General features: G+C 60.1%; 13 protein-coding genes. 7 read left to right on the forward strand and 6 right to left on the reverse strand.

Annotation, left to right across the window (positions count from 1 at the left end):
• Positions 1-51 precede the first annotated feature (51 nt).
• Complete coding sequence (locus FRH_RS03970; protein WP_153842972.1) at positions 52-1,293, forward strand: D-amino acid dehydrogenase; 1,242 nt, start codon at positions 52-54, stop codon at positions 1,291-1,293.
• 60 nt (positions 1,294-1,353) lie between these two features.
• On the opposite strand, the gene FRH_RS03975 is transcribed toward FRH_RS03970, so the two are convergent.
• The 3 genes from FRH_RS03975 to FRH_RS03985 form a co-directional block, all read right to left on the reverse strand.
• Positions 1,354-2,271, reverse strand: coding sequence for a GGDEF domain-containing protein (locus tag FRH_RS03975; protein WP_139525869.1), 918 nt, complete (start codon positions 2,269-2,271; stop codon positions 1,354-1,356).
• 189 nt (positions 2,272-2,460) lie between these two features.
• A complete protein-coding gene (locus FRH_RS03980; protein WP_153842971.1) occupies positions 2,461-5,514 on the reverse strand; it encodes an efflux RND transporter permease subunit in 3,054 nt (1,017 codons plus the stop codon).
• The gene (locus FRH_RS03985; protein WP_281997834.1) at positions 5,504-6,658 is read right to left on the reverse strand and encodes an efflux RND transporter periplasmic adaptor subunit; all 1,155 of its coding nucleotides are present in this window, start codon (positions 6,656-6,658) and stop codon (positions 5,504-5,506) included. The genes FRH_RS03980 and FRH_RS03985 overlap by 11 nt, the downstream gene beginning before the upstream one ends.
• Positions 6,659-6,757: 99 nt before the next feature.
• On the opposite strand from FRH_RS03985, the gene FRH_RS03990 reads away from it, so the two are divergent.
• A complete protein-coding gene (locus tag FRH_RS03990) occupies positions 6,758-7,408 on the forward strand; it encodes a TetR/AcrR family transcriptional regulator (protein ID WP_281997835.1) in 651 nt (216 codons plus the stop codon).
• Positions 7,409-7,478: 70 nt separating this feature from the next.
• Here the strand turns inward: FRH_RS03990 and FRH_RS03995 are convergent, their stop codons facing one another.
• Positions 7,479-9,608, reverse strand: coding sequence for a PhoX family phosphatase (locus FRH_RS03995; protein WP_281997836.1), 2,130 nt, complete (start codon positions 9,606-9,608; stop codon positions 7,479-7,481).
• 133 nt (positions 9,609-9,741) lie between these two features.
• Entirely contained in the window at positions 9,742-10,221 is a 480-nt protein-coding gene (locus FRH_RS04000) for an Lrp/AsnC family transcriptional regulator (RefSeq protein WP_231125584.1), read from the reverse strand.
• A 234-nt stretch (positions 10,222-10,455) separates the two neighbouring features.
• Between FRH_RS04000 and FRH_RS04005 the strand changes: the two genes are divergently transcribed.
• Positions 10,456-11,472 (forward strand): 1-aminocyclopropane-1-carboxylate deaminase, encoded by a 1,017-nt coding sequence (locus tag FRH_RS04005; protein ID WP_153842957.1) that lies wholly within the window; start codon positions 10,456-10,458, stop codon positions 11,470-11,472.
• 100 nt (positions 11,473-11,572) lie between these two features.
• On the opposite strand, the gene FRH_RS04010 is transcribed toward FRH_RS04005, so the two are convergent.
• A complete protein-coding gene (locus FRH_RS04010; RefSeq protein WP_281997837.1) occupies positions 11,573-12,466 on the reverse strand; it encodes a LysR family transcriptional regulator in 894 nt (297 codons plus the stop codon).
• Between the two features lie 185 nt (positions 12,467-12,651).
• Between FRH_RS04010 and FRH_RS04015 the strand changes: the two genes are divergently transcribed.
• From FRH_RS04015 to FRH_RS04030, 4 genes are all read left to right on the forward strand, one after another.
• Positions 12,652-12,987, forward strand: a complete 336-nt coding sequence (locus tag FRH_RS04015; protein WP_153842955.1) for a hypothetical protein — start codon at positions 12,652-12,654, stop codon at positions 12,985-12,987.
• Positions 12,988-13,103: 116 nt separating this feature from the next.
• Positions 13,104-13,445, forward strand: coding sequence for a DUF6482 family protein (locus FRH_RS04020; RefSeq protein WP_281997838.1), 342 nt, complete (start codon positions 13,104-13,106; stop codon positions 13,443-13,445).
• A 156-nt stretch (positions 13,446-13,601) separates the two neighbouring features.
• Positions 13,602-14,960 carry a magnesium transporter gene (gene mgtE / locus FRH_RS04025; protein ID WP_139525878.1) on the forward strand — a complete coding sequence of 453 codons (1,359 nt, stop codon included), beginning with the start codon at positions 13,602-13,604 and terminating at the stop codon, positions 14,958-14,960.
• Positions 14,961-15,102: 142 nt separating this feature from the next.
• Positions 15,103-15,843 carry a sulfite exporter TauE/SafE family protein gene (locus tag FRH_RS04030; RefSeq protein WP_219862111.1) on the forward strand — a complete coding sequence of 247 codons (741 nt, stop codon included), beginning with the start codon at positions 15,103-15,105 and terminating at the stop codon, positions 15,841-15,843.
• The last annotated feature ends 17 nt before the right edge of the window (positions 15,844-15,860 follow it).

The raw sequence follows: 15,860 nt of genomic DNA on the forward strand, positions 1-15,860 counted from the left end.
CACCTTTGCTGAGGGTATCGCCCGACGCTCATACAATCTGTGGAGATCATCATGCAACGCATTGCAGTCATTGGCGGTGGCATTACCGGCATCACCAGCGCCTACGCCCTCGCTAAACGCGGCTTTGACGTCACCGTCTTCGAGAAACATCGCTACGCGGCAATGGAAACCTCCTTTGCCAACGGCGGTCAGCTGTCCGCCTCGAATGCCGAGGTATGGAACCACTGGCCCACGGTCATCAAAGGCCTGCGCTGGATGCTGAAAAGCGACGCCCCGCTGCTCGTCAACCCTCGCCCCACCTGGCACAAGCTGAGCTGGTTTGCCGAGTTCATCGCCGCCATTCCCCGCTATGCCGACAACACCACCGAAACAGCACGCTTGGCGATTGCTGCCCGAGAGCACTTGTTTCAGTGGGCCCGCGATGAGCAGATCGAGTTCGATGTGAAGCAAAAAGGCATTTTGCATATCTACCGCGATAAAGCAGGCTACGAGCACGCAGCCAAGGTGTCACAGTTGCTCCAAAAAGGTGGGCTCGAGCGCCGCGCTGTCACCCCAGAAGAGATGCGCGCCATCGAGCCCACCCTAGCGGGTAACTATTACGGCGGTTTCTTTACCGAAAGCGATGCCACGGGCGATATCCATAAGTACACCAACGGCTTGGCGAAAGCCTCTGCCAAACGCGGCGTGCAGCTCAACTACGGTCATCAAGTGACCGACCTGGGTGCGGATGAGAGCAGCGCCTGGATCAGCGCGGTGGTCGACGGCGAAGAGGTTCATCAGAGCTTCGATAGCGTAGTGGTGTGTGCGGGCATTGGCAGTCGCGCCATCGCCGCCAAGTTAGGCGACCGTATGAACATCTACCCGGTCAAAGGCTACTCCATCACAGTACAGTTGGATGACGAGGCATCACAGCAGGCCGCTCCCACGGTCAGCCTGCTGGACGACGAGACCAAACTCGTCACCAGCCGCTTGGGCAACGACCGCTTCCGCGTGGCGGGGACGGCAGAGTTCAACGGCGCCAACCGCGACATTCGTAACGACAGGATTCAGCCACTGGTGCGCTGGGTGGAGCAGTGTTTCCCTGGCGTGAGTACCCAGCGAGTAGTGCCGTGGGCGGGCCTGCGCCCGATGATGCCGAACATGCTGCCCAAGGTCGGCCCCGGCAAATTGCCAACCGTTTTCTACAATACCGGTCATGGCCACCTAGGCTGGACGCTCTCGGCGATCACTGCCGAGATGCTCGCCGACGCGGTCGATCACTCACATGCCACGTCACTCGCGATCACCCGCTAGACGCGGTAACCCATAACGAAAAGGGGCCACCAGGCCCCTTTGTTAACATGGCCAACATGGCTAACATGCGACCCTATCCCGTCCGCTCTCTTTGGCGTGATACAGCGCGTTATCGACCCGTTTCATCATGCTCTTGGGCGTATCGTGCGCAGCGGCCTCGGCAACCCCCAAGCTAACGGTGACACGGTCGGCCCCCGGAAAAGAGGCGCTAGCGATACGCTGACGTATCTTCTCAGCGAGCTTGGCCGCTTGCTCACGGGGCGTTTCGGGAGCCAGAATGATGAACTCCTCGCCTCCCCAGCGGGCGCAGTAGTCGGCGCTGCGCAAATTGGTCTCCAGCAGCGTTGCCAACGCGCGCAGCACTTGATCGCCCACGTCGTGACCTTGGCTATCGTTGATCGTTTTAAAATAGTCGATGTCGAGCATGATGAGCGAAAATGGTCGCACATAGCGGCTTAAGCGACCTAGCTCGTGTTTCAGCAGGTAATCGAACCTCGAGCGATTCATCAGCCCGGTCAGCATATCGGTGGTGGCGAGGCGCTTTAATTCGGCTTCTTTTTCCACCCGCCGGGTGATATCACGCTGAACTAGCACTAGAACGGTCGACGCATAGCCGGGCATCGACATCGCGGTGATACGCCACTCGATGAGCGGTCGTGGCGCTTTGGAGAGCAACGCCTCCTCTTCATGATCCAGACCGGAGAGCGAATATCCCACCTTCAGCTCACCGGCAGACAAGGCTTGGTCGAGCTGACTCAACAATTGCTCGTTCGCCGCCGCTTGATGGACGATTTTAGGGGACGCCCCCAACCAACGGTAGCGATCGCCCCCCCAAAATTGAACGTACTCTTCGCTAACATCCAGCACCCGAATGCCACCACCATCGGGCCACCTGCCAAGCATCGCGACGGCCTGACTGCTGGGTTCGCTGATGGACAGCGGCGCTCCTTGCTCTTGATCTTGCGATGTTTCTACCATAATTCATCCAATGAAAGTCGGCGTTGGGGTCGTTTCGTCCCAGAAACGAGCCGTGATATCCAAGCGCGAAACGTCTTTCGACAATACGCACCCTCAATGCACTGGCCACGTCGCCATTACACGGAGGATACGCGCGCTTACTCAATAGCAATATAGTCCACGTTATGAATACGCGAAAAGTAGCGACCGTTACGCGGCTCTTGCGACCCAAAGCCGATAGAGCGCTGGCGTAAAGAAAAACGACACTAATGTGGCCAAGAGTAGACCAAAGCCCACCGTTTGTGCGAAGGGAGGCCATAACCCACCGGCGGCGACCATGAGCGGAATGAGCCCCGCAAAGGTCGTGATGGTCGTCGACACGATATGTCGGCTGGTTGGCCCGCTGATCACTGCCAACATTGCCTCGCTATCCCCTTGCCGAGCAGCCGGATCGTCATCGAAGGCAGCAATGATGATGATCGTGGCGTTGATCGCCACCCCCACCAACCCCATGATGCCGACGATGATCACGAACCCGAACGCGTGCCCGCTCAGCAGTAGGGCCACGATGCCCATGCCCATCGCCTGCGCCCCAGCGATAAAGACGATGGCGGCACGACGGAAAGAGTTAAAGGCCAGCACCACGGTCGCCAACATCGCAATGACGAGCAGCACCACCGAGGCGAGCAGCTGGCTGACGGCTTCGTCACGCTCGGCGGCTTCACCACCGGTTTCGATCCGATAACCGGGGGGAAGACGTATCTCGCCCGAATCGATGGCCGCCTGAAGCTTGGTCTCGAGCTGTGCCATGGAGATGGCTGGCAGCGCATCGGCTACCAAATAGCCTTGCACGAGCTGGACACGCTCGGCGTTGCGGCGGGTAATGACGCTCCACGAAGGCACCAAGCCGCTGTCGGCGACGGCCGCGAGCGGTAATCCCTCGCTGGCGTGCTCACTGACGAGGCGTAACGCCGCCAGCTGCTCGGCGTCGGTACGCCAGTCGTCGGCATAGCGCACGCGCACGGGCAGCTGCTGGGTGTCTTCAAGTAATACGCCCGCGGGTTGACCAGAGAGCGCCGCCCCCACCTGCTCGGCAAGATTTTGCGGCGATAGCCCGACATTGTTCAGCGCGGTTTGGTCGATATCCAGCATCAGGCGGGGTAAATCTTGCTGCATCCCGGCGCGCACATGAGTCACCTGCGGAAGCTGGTGCATCAGGCCTGCTAGCTCGAGTCCGAGCGACGAGAGTACGTTCAAATCATTGCCATAGACGCGCAGCTCGATGGGAGCCTTGAACGGCGGCCCCTGCTCGTATTTGCGCACCACGCTTTGGGCCTGTGGAAAGCGTCTATCCAACGCCTGCTGCAAGGGGGGCACCTGCCGATTGGTGACGTCTAACGATTCTGTATCCACGATCAAGTGCAAGAAAGCAGGGTTATTATCTTCATTCGTCAGCACGTTGTAGTACATCATCGGAGCGCTTTCGCCGATGAACGCAGAGACGCGTAGCACGCCCGGCACCTCCCGCACCATGTGCTCCACCTCATGGGCCAAGGCCTGCGTTTGCGCGATGCTGCTGGCAGCGGGTAGCCGTACTTCGATATGAAACTGATCGCGGTCCGCCGGCGGGAAAAATGCGACGTCTAGCGTGGGCATTAACGCGATTCCACCCACGGGCACACAGAGGGTAATGACCATGGCGGCCACAGGATGGCGCAACGCGCTCCGCACCGTGCCACGAAAGGCACGCTTCAGCGAGTGGTCGCGCGGGGCAGGCGGTTTGGCCGCCACCTTGGCCAGCAGCATGGGTGACAGCGCCGGCACCAGAAACAGTGAGACCAGGTACGAACTCACTAGCGCCACCATGACCGCCATGGCCAGCGGTCCGACGAACTCTCCCGCCGGGCCTGGCATGAGTACGATGGGCATGAACGCCAGAATGGTCGTCAGCGTACTGGCGAGCAGCGGCACCGCTAAATGGCGTAACGCATCGCGGGTCGCGGCCAGCGCAGAATCACCTTGTAAAAAGCGCTCCCGGAGGGCGTTGGTCATGACGATAGCGTTATCCACCATTAGCCCCAGCGCGACAATGATGCCGATGATGCTCATTTGGTGAATTTCCATGCCCAACGGCCGGAATAGCGCCAGTGTCAGCAGCGCCGTGGCGGGAATGGCCAAGCCCACGGTCAAGGCAGAACGCCACCCCATGGTCAGAAATAGAATGGCGACCACCAATACCAAGCCCATTAGCAGACTGAGCGCTACATCGCTCAGCCGCTGGTTGGTGTAGCTGGCCTGCTCGAAGACCTCTTCGACGGCAAGACCGACCGGCAGCTCATCGGCGAAGTCGGCAAGTCGCTCCTGCGCCCGCGCTACCCATAGATCGATCCGCTGACCAGGCGCCATGCGTGCGCCCACATAGACGGCGCGCTCACCGTCGAGCAGCGCCACGGCGTTGGGCGGGTCTTGCACACCACGGCGCAGTTCGGCGATTTCGCCCAGTTTGACGCTCTGTCCCTGCCGGGTCGTCACGTTGATCTCCCGCAGACGATCCAGCGCGTCGAACTCGCCGCTCAGACCTACCGTGAGCCGATGTCCTTGGGTCACGACTTCGCCCGCCGTGCGTCGCCCATCGCTGGCCTCGATGGTGGCCGCCAACTGCCCCACGGATAGCCCGAGAGCATTGAGCTCCATGGGGTCCACCACTACCTCGACCTGCTCGCCGGCGACGCCAAAGCGGTGGGTATATTCGGTGCCGGCCACTTGGCGAAACGCATCTTCCAGGCGCTCGGCGTAACGCTCCATGACGGGCGGCGAGGGAGGCGTGTCTAGCGTCCAGCGCAGCGCGGCGACGAGACTGAACGCATAGCCGCGATCATCCAGCAGCTCAGGCGTTTGCACGCCCTCTGGCAACGACGGGGCGACATCGCCGAGCTTGTCGCGCACGCGGCTCCATACCGGCGTGACGTCGGTGACCTCGTCACCCAGCTCCACACTCAGCAGCGCAATGCCTTGGCGCGACGTGGATTCCAACACGTGAATTTCCGAGATGGTCCTTAATTCATCCTCGATAGGTCGCGCGACCAACGCTTCGATTTGTTCCGGCGTAGCGCCTGGAAACGGCGCGAGCACCGTGGCCATGCGTGCCACCAAATGGGGGTCTTCCGCCCTGGGCAGAGTTTGTATGGCCGACAGCCCCGAGACGACGAGCAAACCGAGTATGAGCGCCAGCAGGCGGCGATTGAACAGCCACTCAATGCGCATGGGCGACATCCTCACTGAGCGTGACCTGCTGCCCTGGCGTAATGCGGTGAGTACCACTGCGGATCAGGTGCATGCCGGGCGCCAAGGTGCCGCGCACGAAGGCGCTATCTCCTTCGGTATGCAGTAGCTCGACGCTGGCTTGCGCCACCCGGTAGCGCTCGTCTTCATCCGGTTCGGCAATCAAGACGTTCCACAGGCCACGGTCGGCCGCACGCAGCGCCGCTAGCGGCACCCAGTAACCGCGCGCCGGTTCGCTGATCGAGTAATCCAGTTCGGCCAAGTCGCCTGGCACGGCGCGATGGTCGCCCGTCATCGCCACGACCAGGGTCTGTGTACGACTATCACCATCCACTTGAGGCAACCGCGCCCGTACTTGGCCCGCGATCGTTTGCCCGTTCACCTGCAGCGTCACGGACTCGCCTACGGTAAACGTCGCCGCGAGACGCGCGGGTAGCCCGAGATGAGCCTCTAACTGACGCGTGTCGATCAAATCGAACGCCGTCGTACCGCTACTCACAAGGCTACCAACATCGATGTAGCGCTCGACCACCCGGCCAGCAAACGGCGCTTTGAGCATGCTGTCTTCTAGATCGGCCGTCAGACTATCGCGCTCGGCGGCCAGGGCAGAGAGGCGCGCCTGCAGGGTCAAACGGTCAGTGCGGGCCTGATCGAGCGCCGTGCGACTCGCAAAGTTGCTCTGGTTCAATTGCGCTTCTCGCTCTTCCTGACGCTGGGCTAGCGCGAGACTGGCACGGGCCTCTTCGCTTCGCGCCGCTACTTCGGCCAGGCGGCTCTCCAGTCGCCGGGTATCGAGACTCGCCAGCACGTCGCCCTGCTCCACGGCATCTCCTCGGTCGGCTAACAGGGATTCCACCCGCCCGGCCGGTTCGAAGGCCAACGACACCGACTGGCGCGCCACCACACGCCCGGTCAATCGCACCTCACGGGTAAGCGTTTCGGCTTGTTCGAGCGGCAGCGTGGCGACTTGGAGCAAGGCGTTATCCGCCCCCTGCTGCCGAGCCTGCTGGGCGCTGCTGTGCTGGCTGCTTACCAGGGCCACCACGACCAGCGTCGCACCGATCATCGACAGGGCTGCCAGCGCCCCCCGCAGCCGGTGTCCCCAAGAAGTCTTTGACGTGCCCATGTTGGCCTCGAAATGGTTTATTCTTGAACGGTAGCGTTTACTATAATATGTGTACGCTTCCGTTCAATAACTATTTTTTAATAGGCATGGGTTTATTGCATGACAGACGCTCAACCGCCGTTATCCGACCCCAAACGCAGCGTCGGCCGCCCGAAGGACATGGCCAAACGCAATGCGATGATGGACGCCGCGGCGTGCCTATTTTTTCGTAACGGTTTGGAAGCCGTGACCATGGAGGCAGTGGCTCGCGAGGCAGGCGTTTCCAAAGTGACGGTGTATGGGCACTTTGCGTCGAAAGAAGCCCTATTTGGCAGTGTCATTCGTCGCGAAACCGCGACGATTCGGCAGGGATTATCACAGCTTCCCGATACCCACGACGCGGTGCGCCAATCGCTGATCGATGTGGGGGTGAGCATGGTCCGCTTCTTACTAGAACCCCATGTGCTGGCGGTCGAGCGTGTGATGAGCCATCAGGGTGAGCAACACCCCAAGCTGCTGCTGGCGTTTTTCGAGGCAGGTCCCTGGGCCATGCTCCAGTGGCTGCAAGAGAAGCTGGAAGGGTTGGCCAGCGCAGGCCACCTGAGCCTCCCCGACCCAGAGCGCGCCGCCGACCAGTTATGCAGTATGTGGCAAGGCATGCTGACCAAGGAGGTCCGCATGGGCGTGCGCCCACCGCCTACCGAAGAGGAACTACAGCGCCAGATCACTAGCGCTGTGGATGTGTTTTTGGCGGCGTATGGACGACGCTGATGGTGACTAAAAAGCCCTGCAGTTGCAGGGCTTGAAATACTGTTTCAAGTGCCGTTACCACGTTCACGACTTACACCCCCACCGGCCCTCCATCGCGCTTCTGGATGACCACGGTGGCCGCACGCGGGCGCACCTGGCCACTCGCTGACGCAGTGGCGTCTTGCACTAAGGCATTGCCATCTGCTGGCCAATTACCGGGGTGTTGGATGTTGATAAACAGCGCGGTTTTATCCGGCGTGGCAAAGATACCGGTGACTTCGCAGCCGTTCGGACCCACCGCAAAGCGCTTGAGCTGCTGCTGGTTGCTGCTGTTGATGACCGGGCCCGTGCCGCGAATGTCGTCCAGCCCATTGGGTACCACGGCCAAAAGCTGATCGTTGGTATGCTCGGTAACACCTTCGTAGCCGTTGTCGGTTTGAATCCACAGAATACCTTGGCCACCGTCGCGCTCATCGAACCACAGGCCATCGGGGCTGGCAAACTGGTTCATCTCGTTCAAACCTGAGTGATTGTCCGCATCGTCAGCCGCCGCGCCGAACACGAAGACCTCCCAGGTAAAGGCGTTGGGCAACCGGCTCTCCCGCCAACGGATCACGTGCCCGGCTTCGTTATTGGCACGGGGGTTCGCGGCGTTCACGGGCGCCGTTGCGAAACCTACTCCCGGCTCGGCCAGCTCGCTGCCATCGTTGGTGAGGGTCGCATCGCTGCCCTCTTCGCTGCGCTGGGAGTTATTGGTGAGCGTCAGGTACACCTCGCCGGAGGCCGGATCCACCGTCGCCCATTCGGGACGGTCCATTGGCGTTGCGCCCATGAGGTCGGCCGCATCGCAGGTATTGATGATGATGCCCGCCAGGTCGTTCTCGGCTAGGCCAAGTGCGGCAGCTAGCGTGCGACCATCCTGAGTTTTGGCACTCGGTGTGAGCGGCAGCCACTCGCCGCTACCATCGGCATGGAAGCGCGCCACGTACAGCGTGCCGTTATCCATATATTTGCTGCCAATGGCGAGACGGTCGTACTCCGCGCCGGGACGGTTGGCATCGGCGGGATCCCAGGCGGCATCAGAGACGTATTTGTAGACGTATTCGTTGCGGGCATCGTGGCCTGAATAGTAAACGATCGGCTTGCCCGCTTCTAACTTGCCCAACCAGCATCCTTCATGACGAAAACGCCCCAGCGCCGTGCGTTTCACCGCGCGAGCACCGCTATAGGGGTCGACTTCGACCTGGTAGCCGAAGGTACGCGCTTCGTTGCGGTAGTCATCTTCGGCACGCTCACCGCGCGGGGTGATGTCAAAGCGCGCGAACTCGCCGTTCTGCTCTGTCGCGTCGGCTGCCGAGGTATCCCAACCGTAGCGGCTTTTATCGGTAGGAATACCGATGCGTGCATCGTCTTGGAAGCGCTCGCCACGGTTGACGAAGATATCGGGCCAGTTCTCTTCACAGGCGATATAGGTGCCCCAGGGGGTCACGCCGTTACCACAGTTGTTGTTAGTACCTCGGGTTTGCGTGCCGTCAGGGGAGAATTGGGTTTTCACATAGTTGCTACCGGCCACGGGGCCGGCAAGGTCCATCACCGTGGCGCTGGTGAAGCGGCGGTTATAGGGAGAGTCGGTCACGTGCGACCACTGCCCGCTGGCGTTTTTTTCAACCTCCACGAGGGTGACGCCATGGGCGTTGATTTCGGTGCGCGACTCTTCCGCCGGGCGCTTGCCTCCCGCATTGGTAGGGCCACCCTGGGGCGCCCATAGCGCATCCTGCTCGATATACTCATTGTTGAGCGCTAGCACGAAACGCCGCGACGCGCTGTCGACATCCAAGGCGAATCCGGCCATACCATCGTGGTTCATGCCAACGCTATCGGCCTGGCGCTCGGCGGTCATGTGAAGATCGGGCTGCCACTCTGCGGATGGAGTGAGCGGCGTGCCCCAGGGCACCAACACCTGGGCCACGTAGCCTTCCGGTACCACCACCGCATCGGTGCGAGAACCACGCACCGCTTCAAATGCGAGAGTCAGCGGCGTCTTGGCCTGCTCGCCTGCTAGCGCTTGGGCTGCGCCGCCAAACCCCAACATCGACGACGCCGCCAGCCCCAGGCCGCCCCGCATCACATCGCGCCGAGAGACGTGCTTTGCCAGTACCTCGGCAAATGGCTGGTTATGGCTGTGGTTAAACAGGCGGTGATCTTCGATTGCCTTGCTCATGGTACTCCCCTCGTCATCATTAGCCCGTACGAACTACGTGTTGTTTTCGAGGGAGAGTATTAGGTAAAGATGAAAGATGTATGACGCAATCACGACGGTTTATTGACGTCGGGCATGCCGTGGGCCATTAGGACTAAATCGGTACCTTGTGGGTCGACACCACCTCCCGCAGCCCCATGAACGAACGAATCTGACGCACGCCTGGCAGGTAGAGCAACTGCTCGGCGTGTAGCCGGTTGAAGCTTTGGCTGTCTCTGGTGCGCACCAGCATGAAGTAGTCGAACTCCCCCGTGACCACGTGGCACTCCATGCAGCCCGACACTTTTTGAGCCGCCGCCTCGAACGCCGCAAAAGATTCTGGCGTCGAGCGGTCCAGCACCACGCCAATCAACACCACCATGCCTGCCTGCAGGGGCTCCGGGTTCAGGTGGGCCACGATCCGGCTGATCACCCCGTCCCGCTTCAGCTTTTCGACACGCCGCAAACAGGCCGCAGGGCTGAGGTTCACCTGCTCGGCCAGCGCCACATTGGAAAGCGTCGCATCCTCCTGAAGCAGCTTGAGAATACGCTTGTCGATACGATCCAGCTCACCGCCCATGGCATGGGGCTCCAAGGCCCCTCCCGCTCGTTTGGCACACATTATTATTTACTCAAAGAATAAATTTACGAATTAATCAAACCTATAAACGCAATCAGACAATCCATTGTTGTTTATAAAGCCCTTATTTCGCAACCCGCCTGAACACACTAACGCCTAATATAAACCTCAGGGAGCACGCCAACGTTCCAACCACCGTTACCCAGCGATCCTTGTCTATCGCGTTGATTGCCAATGCAGGAGCTTGCCATGAACCTTGAACGCTACCCCCGTTATCCACTGACGTTCGGCCCCTCCCCGATCACACCTCTCAAACGGCTGAGCGCCCATCTGGGCGGCGAGGTCGAGCTGTATGCCAAGCGCGAGGACTGCAACAGCGGCCTGGCTTTCGGCGGCAACAAGACCCGCAAACTGGAGTACCTCATCCCCGAAGCGCTGGAGCAGGGCTGCGATACGCTGGTGTCGATTGGCGGAATCCAGTCCAACCAGACGCGTCAGGTGGCTGCCGTCGCGGCGCACCTGGGTATGAAGTGCGTCCTCGTTCAGGAGAACTGGGTGAACTACTCCGATGCGGTGTATGACCGGGTCGGCAATATCGAGATGTCGCGCATCATGGGGGCCGACGTTCGCCTGGACGCCGCCGGTTTCGATATCGGCATTCGCCCTAGCTGGGAGCAGGCCATGGAGGATGTGCGCCAGCAGGGCGGCAAACCATTCCCCATTCCCGCGGGCTGTTCCGAACACCCCTACGGCGGCTTGGGCTTCGTCGGCTTTGCCGAAGAGGTGCGCCAGCAGGAGAAAGAGCTGGGCTTCACCTTCGACTACATCGTGGTGTGCTCGGTGACCGGCAGCACCCAGGCCGGGATGGTGGTCGGCTTTGCCGCCGATGGCCGCGCCCAGCGGGTGATTGGCATCGACGCCTCGGCCAAGCCCGAGCAAACCCGTGCGCAGATCCTGCGGATTGCTCGCCACACCGCCGAGCTAGTCGAACTGGAAGGCGGCATTGCCGATGACGACGTGATCCTGGACACCCGCTATGGCGGCCCTGAATACGGCCTGCCCAATGACGGCACGCTAGAGGCCATTCGCCTTTGCGCCCGCCTGGAAGGGGTGCTCACCGACCCGGTGTACGAAGGCAAATCCATGCACGGCATGATCGATAGGGTGCGCAACGGAGAATTCCCGGCGGGCTCCAAGGTGCTGTATGCCCACCTGGGCGGCGTGCCCGCTCTCAATGCCTACAGCTTCCTGTTCCGCAACGGCTAATCAGGCCAAGCGTCGCTGATCCGTGCCACGGCCCGAGCAGCCGACTGCTCGGGCCATTGGGCTTGACGCTACTGCCCCCTCTGTATGCAGAGAACAAGACTTACCCTTCTCGGAAGGCTTCGGCCACCCGTTCGGCTAACACCTCACTGGCACTACCAACACCTGGACGCTTCACCAGCGCTACCTGGTAATCGCCTAGTGGAGGCAGCGATTCGTTGTGGAGACGCTTGAGCGGCGAGCGAACCAGGCTTTTGGGGAAAGCCGTCACGGCCAAGTCAGCCAGCATGGCGGCCTCCTGCCCGGCACAATGGTCGCAGGAGTAAGCAATTCGATACGTGATACCCGCTTGATCGAGGGCATCGAGAGTAATTCTGCGCCACTCACATCCCTGTTGCGCCAGCGTCACCGGCAGTGGCGAGCGCTGTACGGCAACGCCATCCTCGCGGCCCGCCCACACCAGCGGTTCACTATGGACGATCTCTCCTCGTCCAGCCTGTCCAGGCCCTCCAGCCATCACGAGGGCGAGATCAAGTTCGCCCTCGTCCAGCCTGACGAGCAGGTCTTTGCTGCGCCCCACCTCGACATCGACCTGCACCGCTGGGTGCGAGCGGGCAAACTGAGCCAACACAGTCGGCAGGATACGACCTACCACATCGTCGGTGAGCCCCAACCCCACGCGCCCCTCGATGGTAGGCGCTAGAAACTGGGTCACGGCCTCTGCATTCAGTTTAAGTAGCCGTCGACCATAGCCCAGCAGCACTTCTCCCTCGGTCGTCAAGCGTACGTGCCGCGCTTCGCGTACAAAGAGCGTCTGGCCAAGCGTCTCCTCCAAGCGTTTAATCTGCATACTCACGGCGGAAGGCGTGCGACATAGCTGTTGGGCGGCGCGGGTAAAGCTGCCACTTTCCGCAATCGTTACAAAGGTGCGCAACACCTCGCTATCCAATAGCGGCAAGGCGACCCGACTGGGTGGCAGGGTAGAGAGTTGGCTCATCACGCTAACCTTTCAGAAAAACTTAACCCTCAGTGTAAATCTTTTCGTTTGATTGATCCAAGGCAAAGCGCCAAGCTTCTAGCCAGAGGTCGCGACCCTCCTACTTACTCATCACAGTTCACACCTGCCCAGTCGTTGGGGAGGTACCGCTTTGGATAAAGCGAAAGTAACGATGGAGGTGCGCGATGACGTTTGAAACCCCTTGCCAACATGCCCAGCACGCTTGGGAGAAAGCTAGCCGCTTGGCACCACCGCCCAAGCCACCCCAGTTGCCGTTTTACATGCCGGCCATGCCATCAATGCGACTGATCCGTGTCATCGATATGGCTTGGTGGCGCTGTCGGCGGCGCTGGCTGTTCCGCAGGCATATAGTGCCACTACTGAAATACGACGATCAGATACTGCGCGATATTGGCCATCGCCGAGAAGACATCCTCTGGGCCAACCAGCTGCCATTAAAGGTCGATGCCCTACAGGCGTTAAAGGCTCGGCAGAAAAAATGTCATATCCTGCACCGCTAACCTCAGAAAGGCGTCGCCCTTAGGACGGCAGAGGGGTTTCTTCTCACCCAAAAAACTATGCAAAACCATCACAATCATTAGACTCTACATAAACACCATTGAGCCAATGAGGTGCCATGATGGTTTTGCCCCTTCCTCCTCGTATAACCCTGGCTGCGCTTGCCCAACTGGCCAAGCCGCTGCCCGACGTTGAGCTGCATGGGATTGATATGGGCTGGTATATCGTGCGCCTGCATCGCGATGACTCGGTCAGCCTATTAGTCGATTCTCAGGGCGACACGAAGCGTTTTAGTGGTACCCAGTGGGTAAGCCGCACGCTGGCACCGCTGGGTTTCACCCACGGAATTCTTACTTGGGCCGATGCAGCCGATGAGATGATCGGCCACCCTACGCAACCTGTTTCTGCCCAACAGCGGCTTCAGCATGGCGTACGCGTGGCCTTTGTAACTCGGCACTGACACGTTCCCGTTTCACCTGGGCGACTAGAGGGACCTGGTCATGAGGGTAAAAAAGCCCGCATGGCTTTCAACTGCGGCTGCCGATAAGATTCATAGTGAGCCATCGAGCGCTTTCAAGTAGTTGTGTTAAAAATTAATGACCAAAGGATGGACTCTATGCGCGATGAAGAGAAATACACCAACACCGAGGAGCAGCTTCTCTATCTTCAAAAATTGCTCGACGAGGAAGATACGGTTGCCCTGAACGAGCTGTTCAATGAGCTCGATATTTTAGCGATTGCGCGCACCCTTGAGTCTTTTCCTGCCAAAACCCGTGACCGGCTGTGGGAGTACATTCCAGAAGCGATGCTCGGCGAAGTACTTGCCGAAGTCGACGAGGACATTCGCGCCGATTACATCGAAGACCTGACCGCCAGCGACGTCGAGCAAATCGTTAAAGGCTTGGATGCTCAGGAAGTCGCCGAAGTCCTCGATGTCGCCGATGAAGAAATCAAAACCACCGTCTACGCCAGCCTGGACCAGGAGATTCGCGCTCAGGTCGAGAACCTCTATACCTATGAAGAGGACATGGTCGGCCGTTACATGGACCCAGAGACGGTCAACGTAAAGCAGGGCGTGTCGTTGGAAGCCGTGCAGCGCTACATCCGGATTCACCATCTGCTAGACGACGACTCGCAGCAGATCATGATCACCGACAAGGACAAGCGCCTACTGGGCACCCTGACGCTGATCGACTTGGTCAAACAGCCCCAGGAGAGTACCGTCGACGCGTTTATGGACGATGCGCCCTACTCGCTGAATGACCAAATGAAGGTCAGCGACGCCGCCGCCCTGTTGCGCTCCAAAGAGCTGCCCTTCGTGCCGGTGTGCAACAGCGACGGGCTGCTGGTCGGCCAGCTGAACGCCGCCGACGTGCTGGAAATCACCCAGGACGACGCCGACATGACGTTGAAGCACATGTCGGGCGTGAGCGACGAAGAAGAGGTGTTCACCCCCATTCTACGCAGTGCCAAGAGCCGCGGCATTTGGCTGGGCATCAACCTGCTCACCGCCTTCCTCGCCGCCTTCGTCATCGGCCAGTTCGAAGCGGTGCTGGATCAAATCGTCGCCCTGGCCATCCTTATGCCTGTCGTCGCCAGCATGGGCGGCATTGCCGGTAGCCAAACCCTGACCGTGGTCATACGCGGCTTGGCGCTCGGCCAAATCGCGGGTAACAACAAACAGTGGCTCTATAACAAAGAGCTGTGGGTGGGCATGAGCAACGGCCTGGTATGGGCCCTGGTGGTAGGCGGCATTTCCTATCTGTGGTTTAGCGACCCGCTGATTACCCTGGTCATCACGTTAGCCATCTTCATTAACATGAGCCTCGCCAACCTCTCCGGCGTGCTCATTCCGCTGGTGCTGAAACGCTTACAAATCGACCCAGCCCTCTCCGGCGCGGTGATTCTGACGACGGTCACGGATGTGGTGGGTTTTCTGTCATTCTTAGGGCTGGCGACGGTGATCATTTTGTGATCAACGCGATGACAAGGCGCCCCACCTTTCTATTCGCCCGCTAACATTTATCTAATGCTATCCTGTGCTGCCCCGCTCCTGCGGGGCTTTTTTGTGGCAGCTGTTTTCAATCACCCTATTTTCATCACCCTTTGAGGCCTCCATGCTCCCGGATTACTCCCTTATCGCCTGGCTGTTGATCGTTTTTTCGGTGTATCTCACCGGCGTCTCCAAGGGGGGCTTTGCGGGTGGCTTCGGTACGCTCTCGGTACCGCTGATGGCGCTGGCGATTAGCCCCACCCAGGCGGCCGGGCTGCTGCTGCCGCTGCTACTGGTGATGGATGTCTTTGCGGTCAAGGCGTGGTGGGGCAAACACGACCGGGCGGAAGTGTGGCGCTTCGTGCCGGGGCTGTTCATCGGCGTGGCGGTGGGTACGCTGCTGTTTGGCAGCCTGAGCGAGCAGGGCGTGCGCATGGCCCTGGGCATTCTGTCGGTGGTTTTCGCCGCTTACATGCTGCTCAAGCCGGTGGCGAAAAAGCCCATTTCCCACCACTGGGCGCTGCCCGCTGCCAGCGTCTGCGGCTTTACCAGCTTCATCGCCCACGCGGGGGCGCCGCCGATGAACATGTACCTGATGCCGCGTAAGCTCACCAAAGAGACCTTCATTGCCACCTGCACGGTGACCTACGCGGTGGTCAACACCATCAAGCTCGGCCCGTACATGTGGCTGGGCGAGGTCAACATGACCAGCGCCTGGGCCTCGCTGCTGCTGGTGCCCGTGGCGTGGATCGGCGTACGTAACGGTCTTTGGCTACAGAGCCGCGTCAATGAAACGCTGTTTTACCGTCTGGTGATCATCGCCATGTTCTTAGTGGGGATCAACTTGGTGTGGCAGGCGCTCTAGTTTAGAGAGCAAGAAGG

Origin of the sequence: Halomonas sp. A020 (assembly GCF_027943625.1) — a bacterium.
GTDB classification, from domain to species: Bacteria; Pseudomonadota; Gammaproteobacteria; order Pseudomonadales; family Halomonadaceae; genus Vreelandella; species Vreelandella piezotolerans.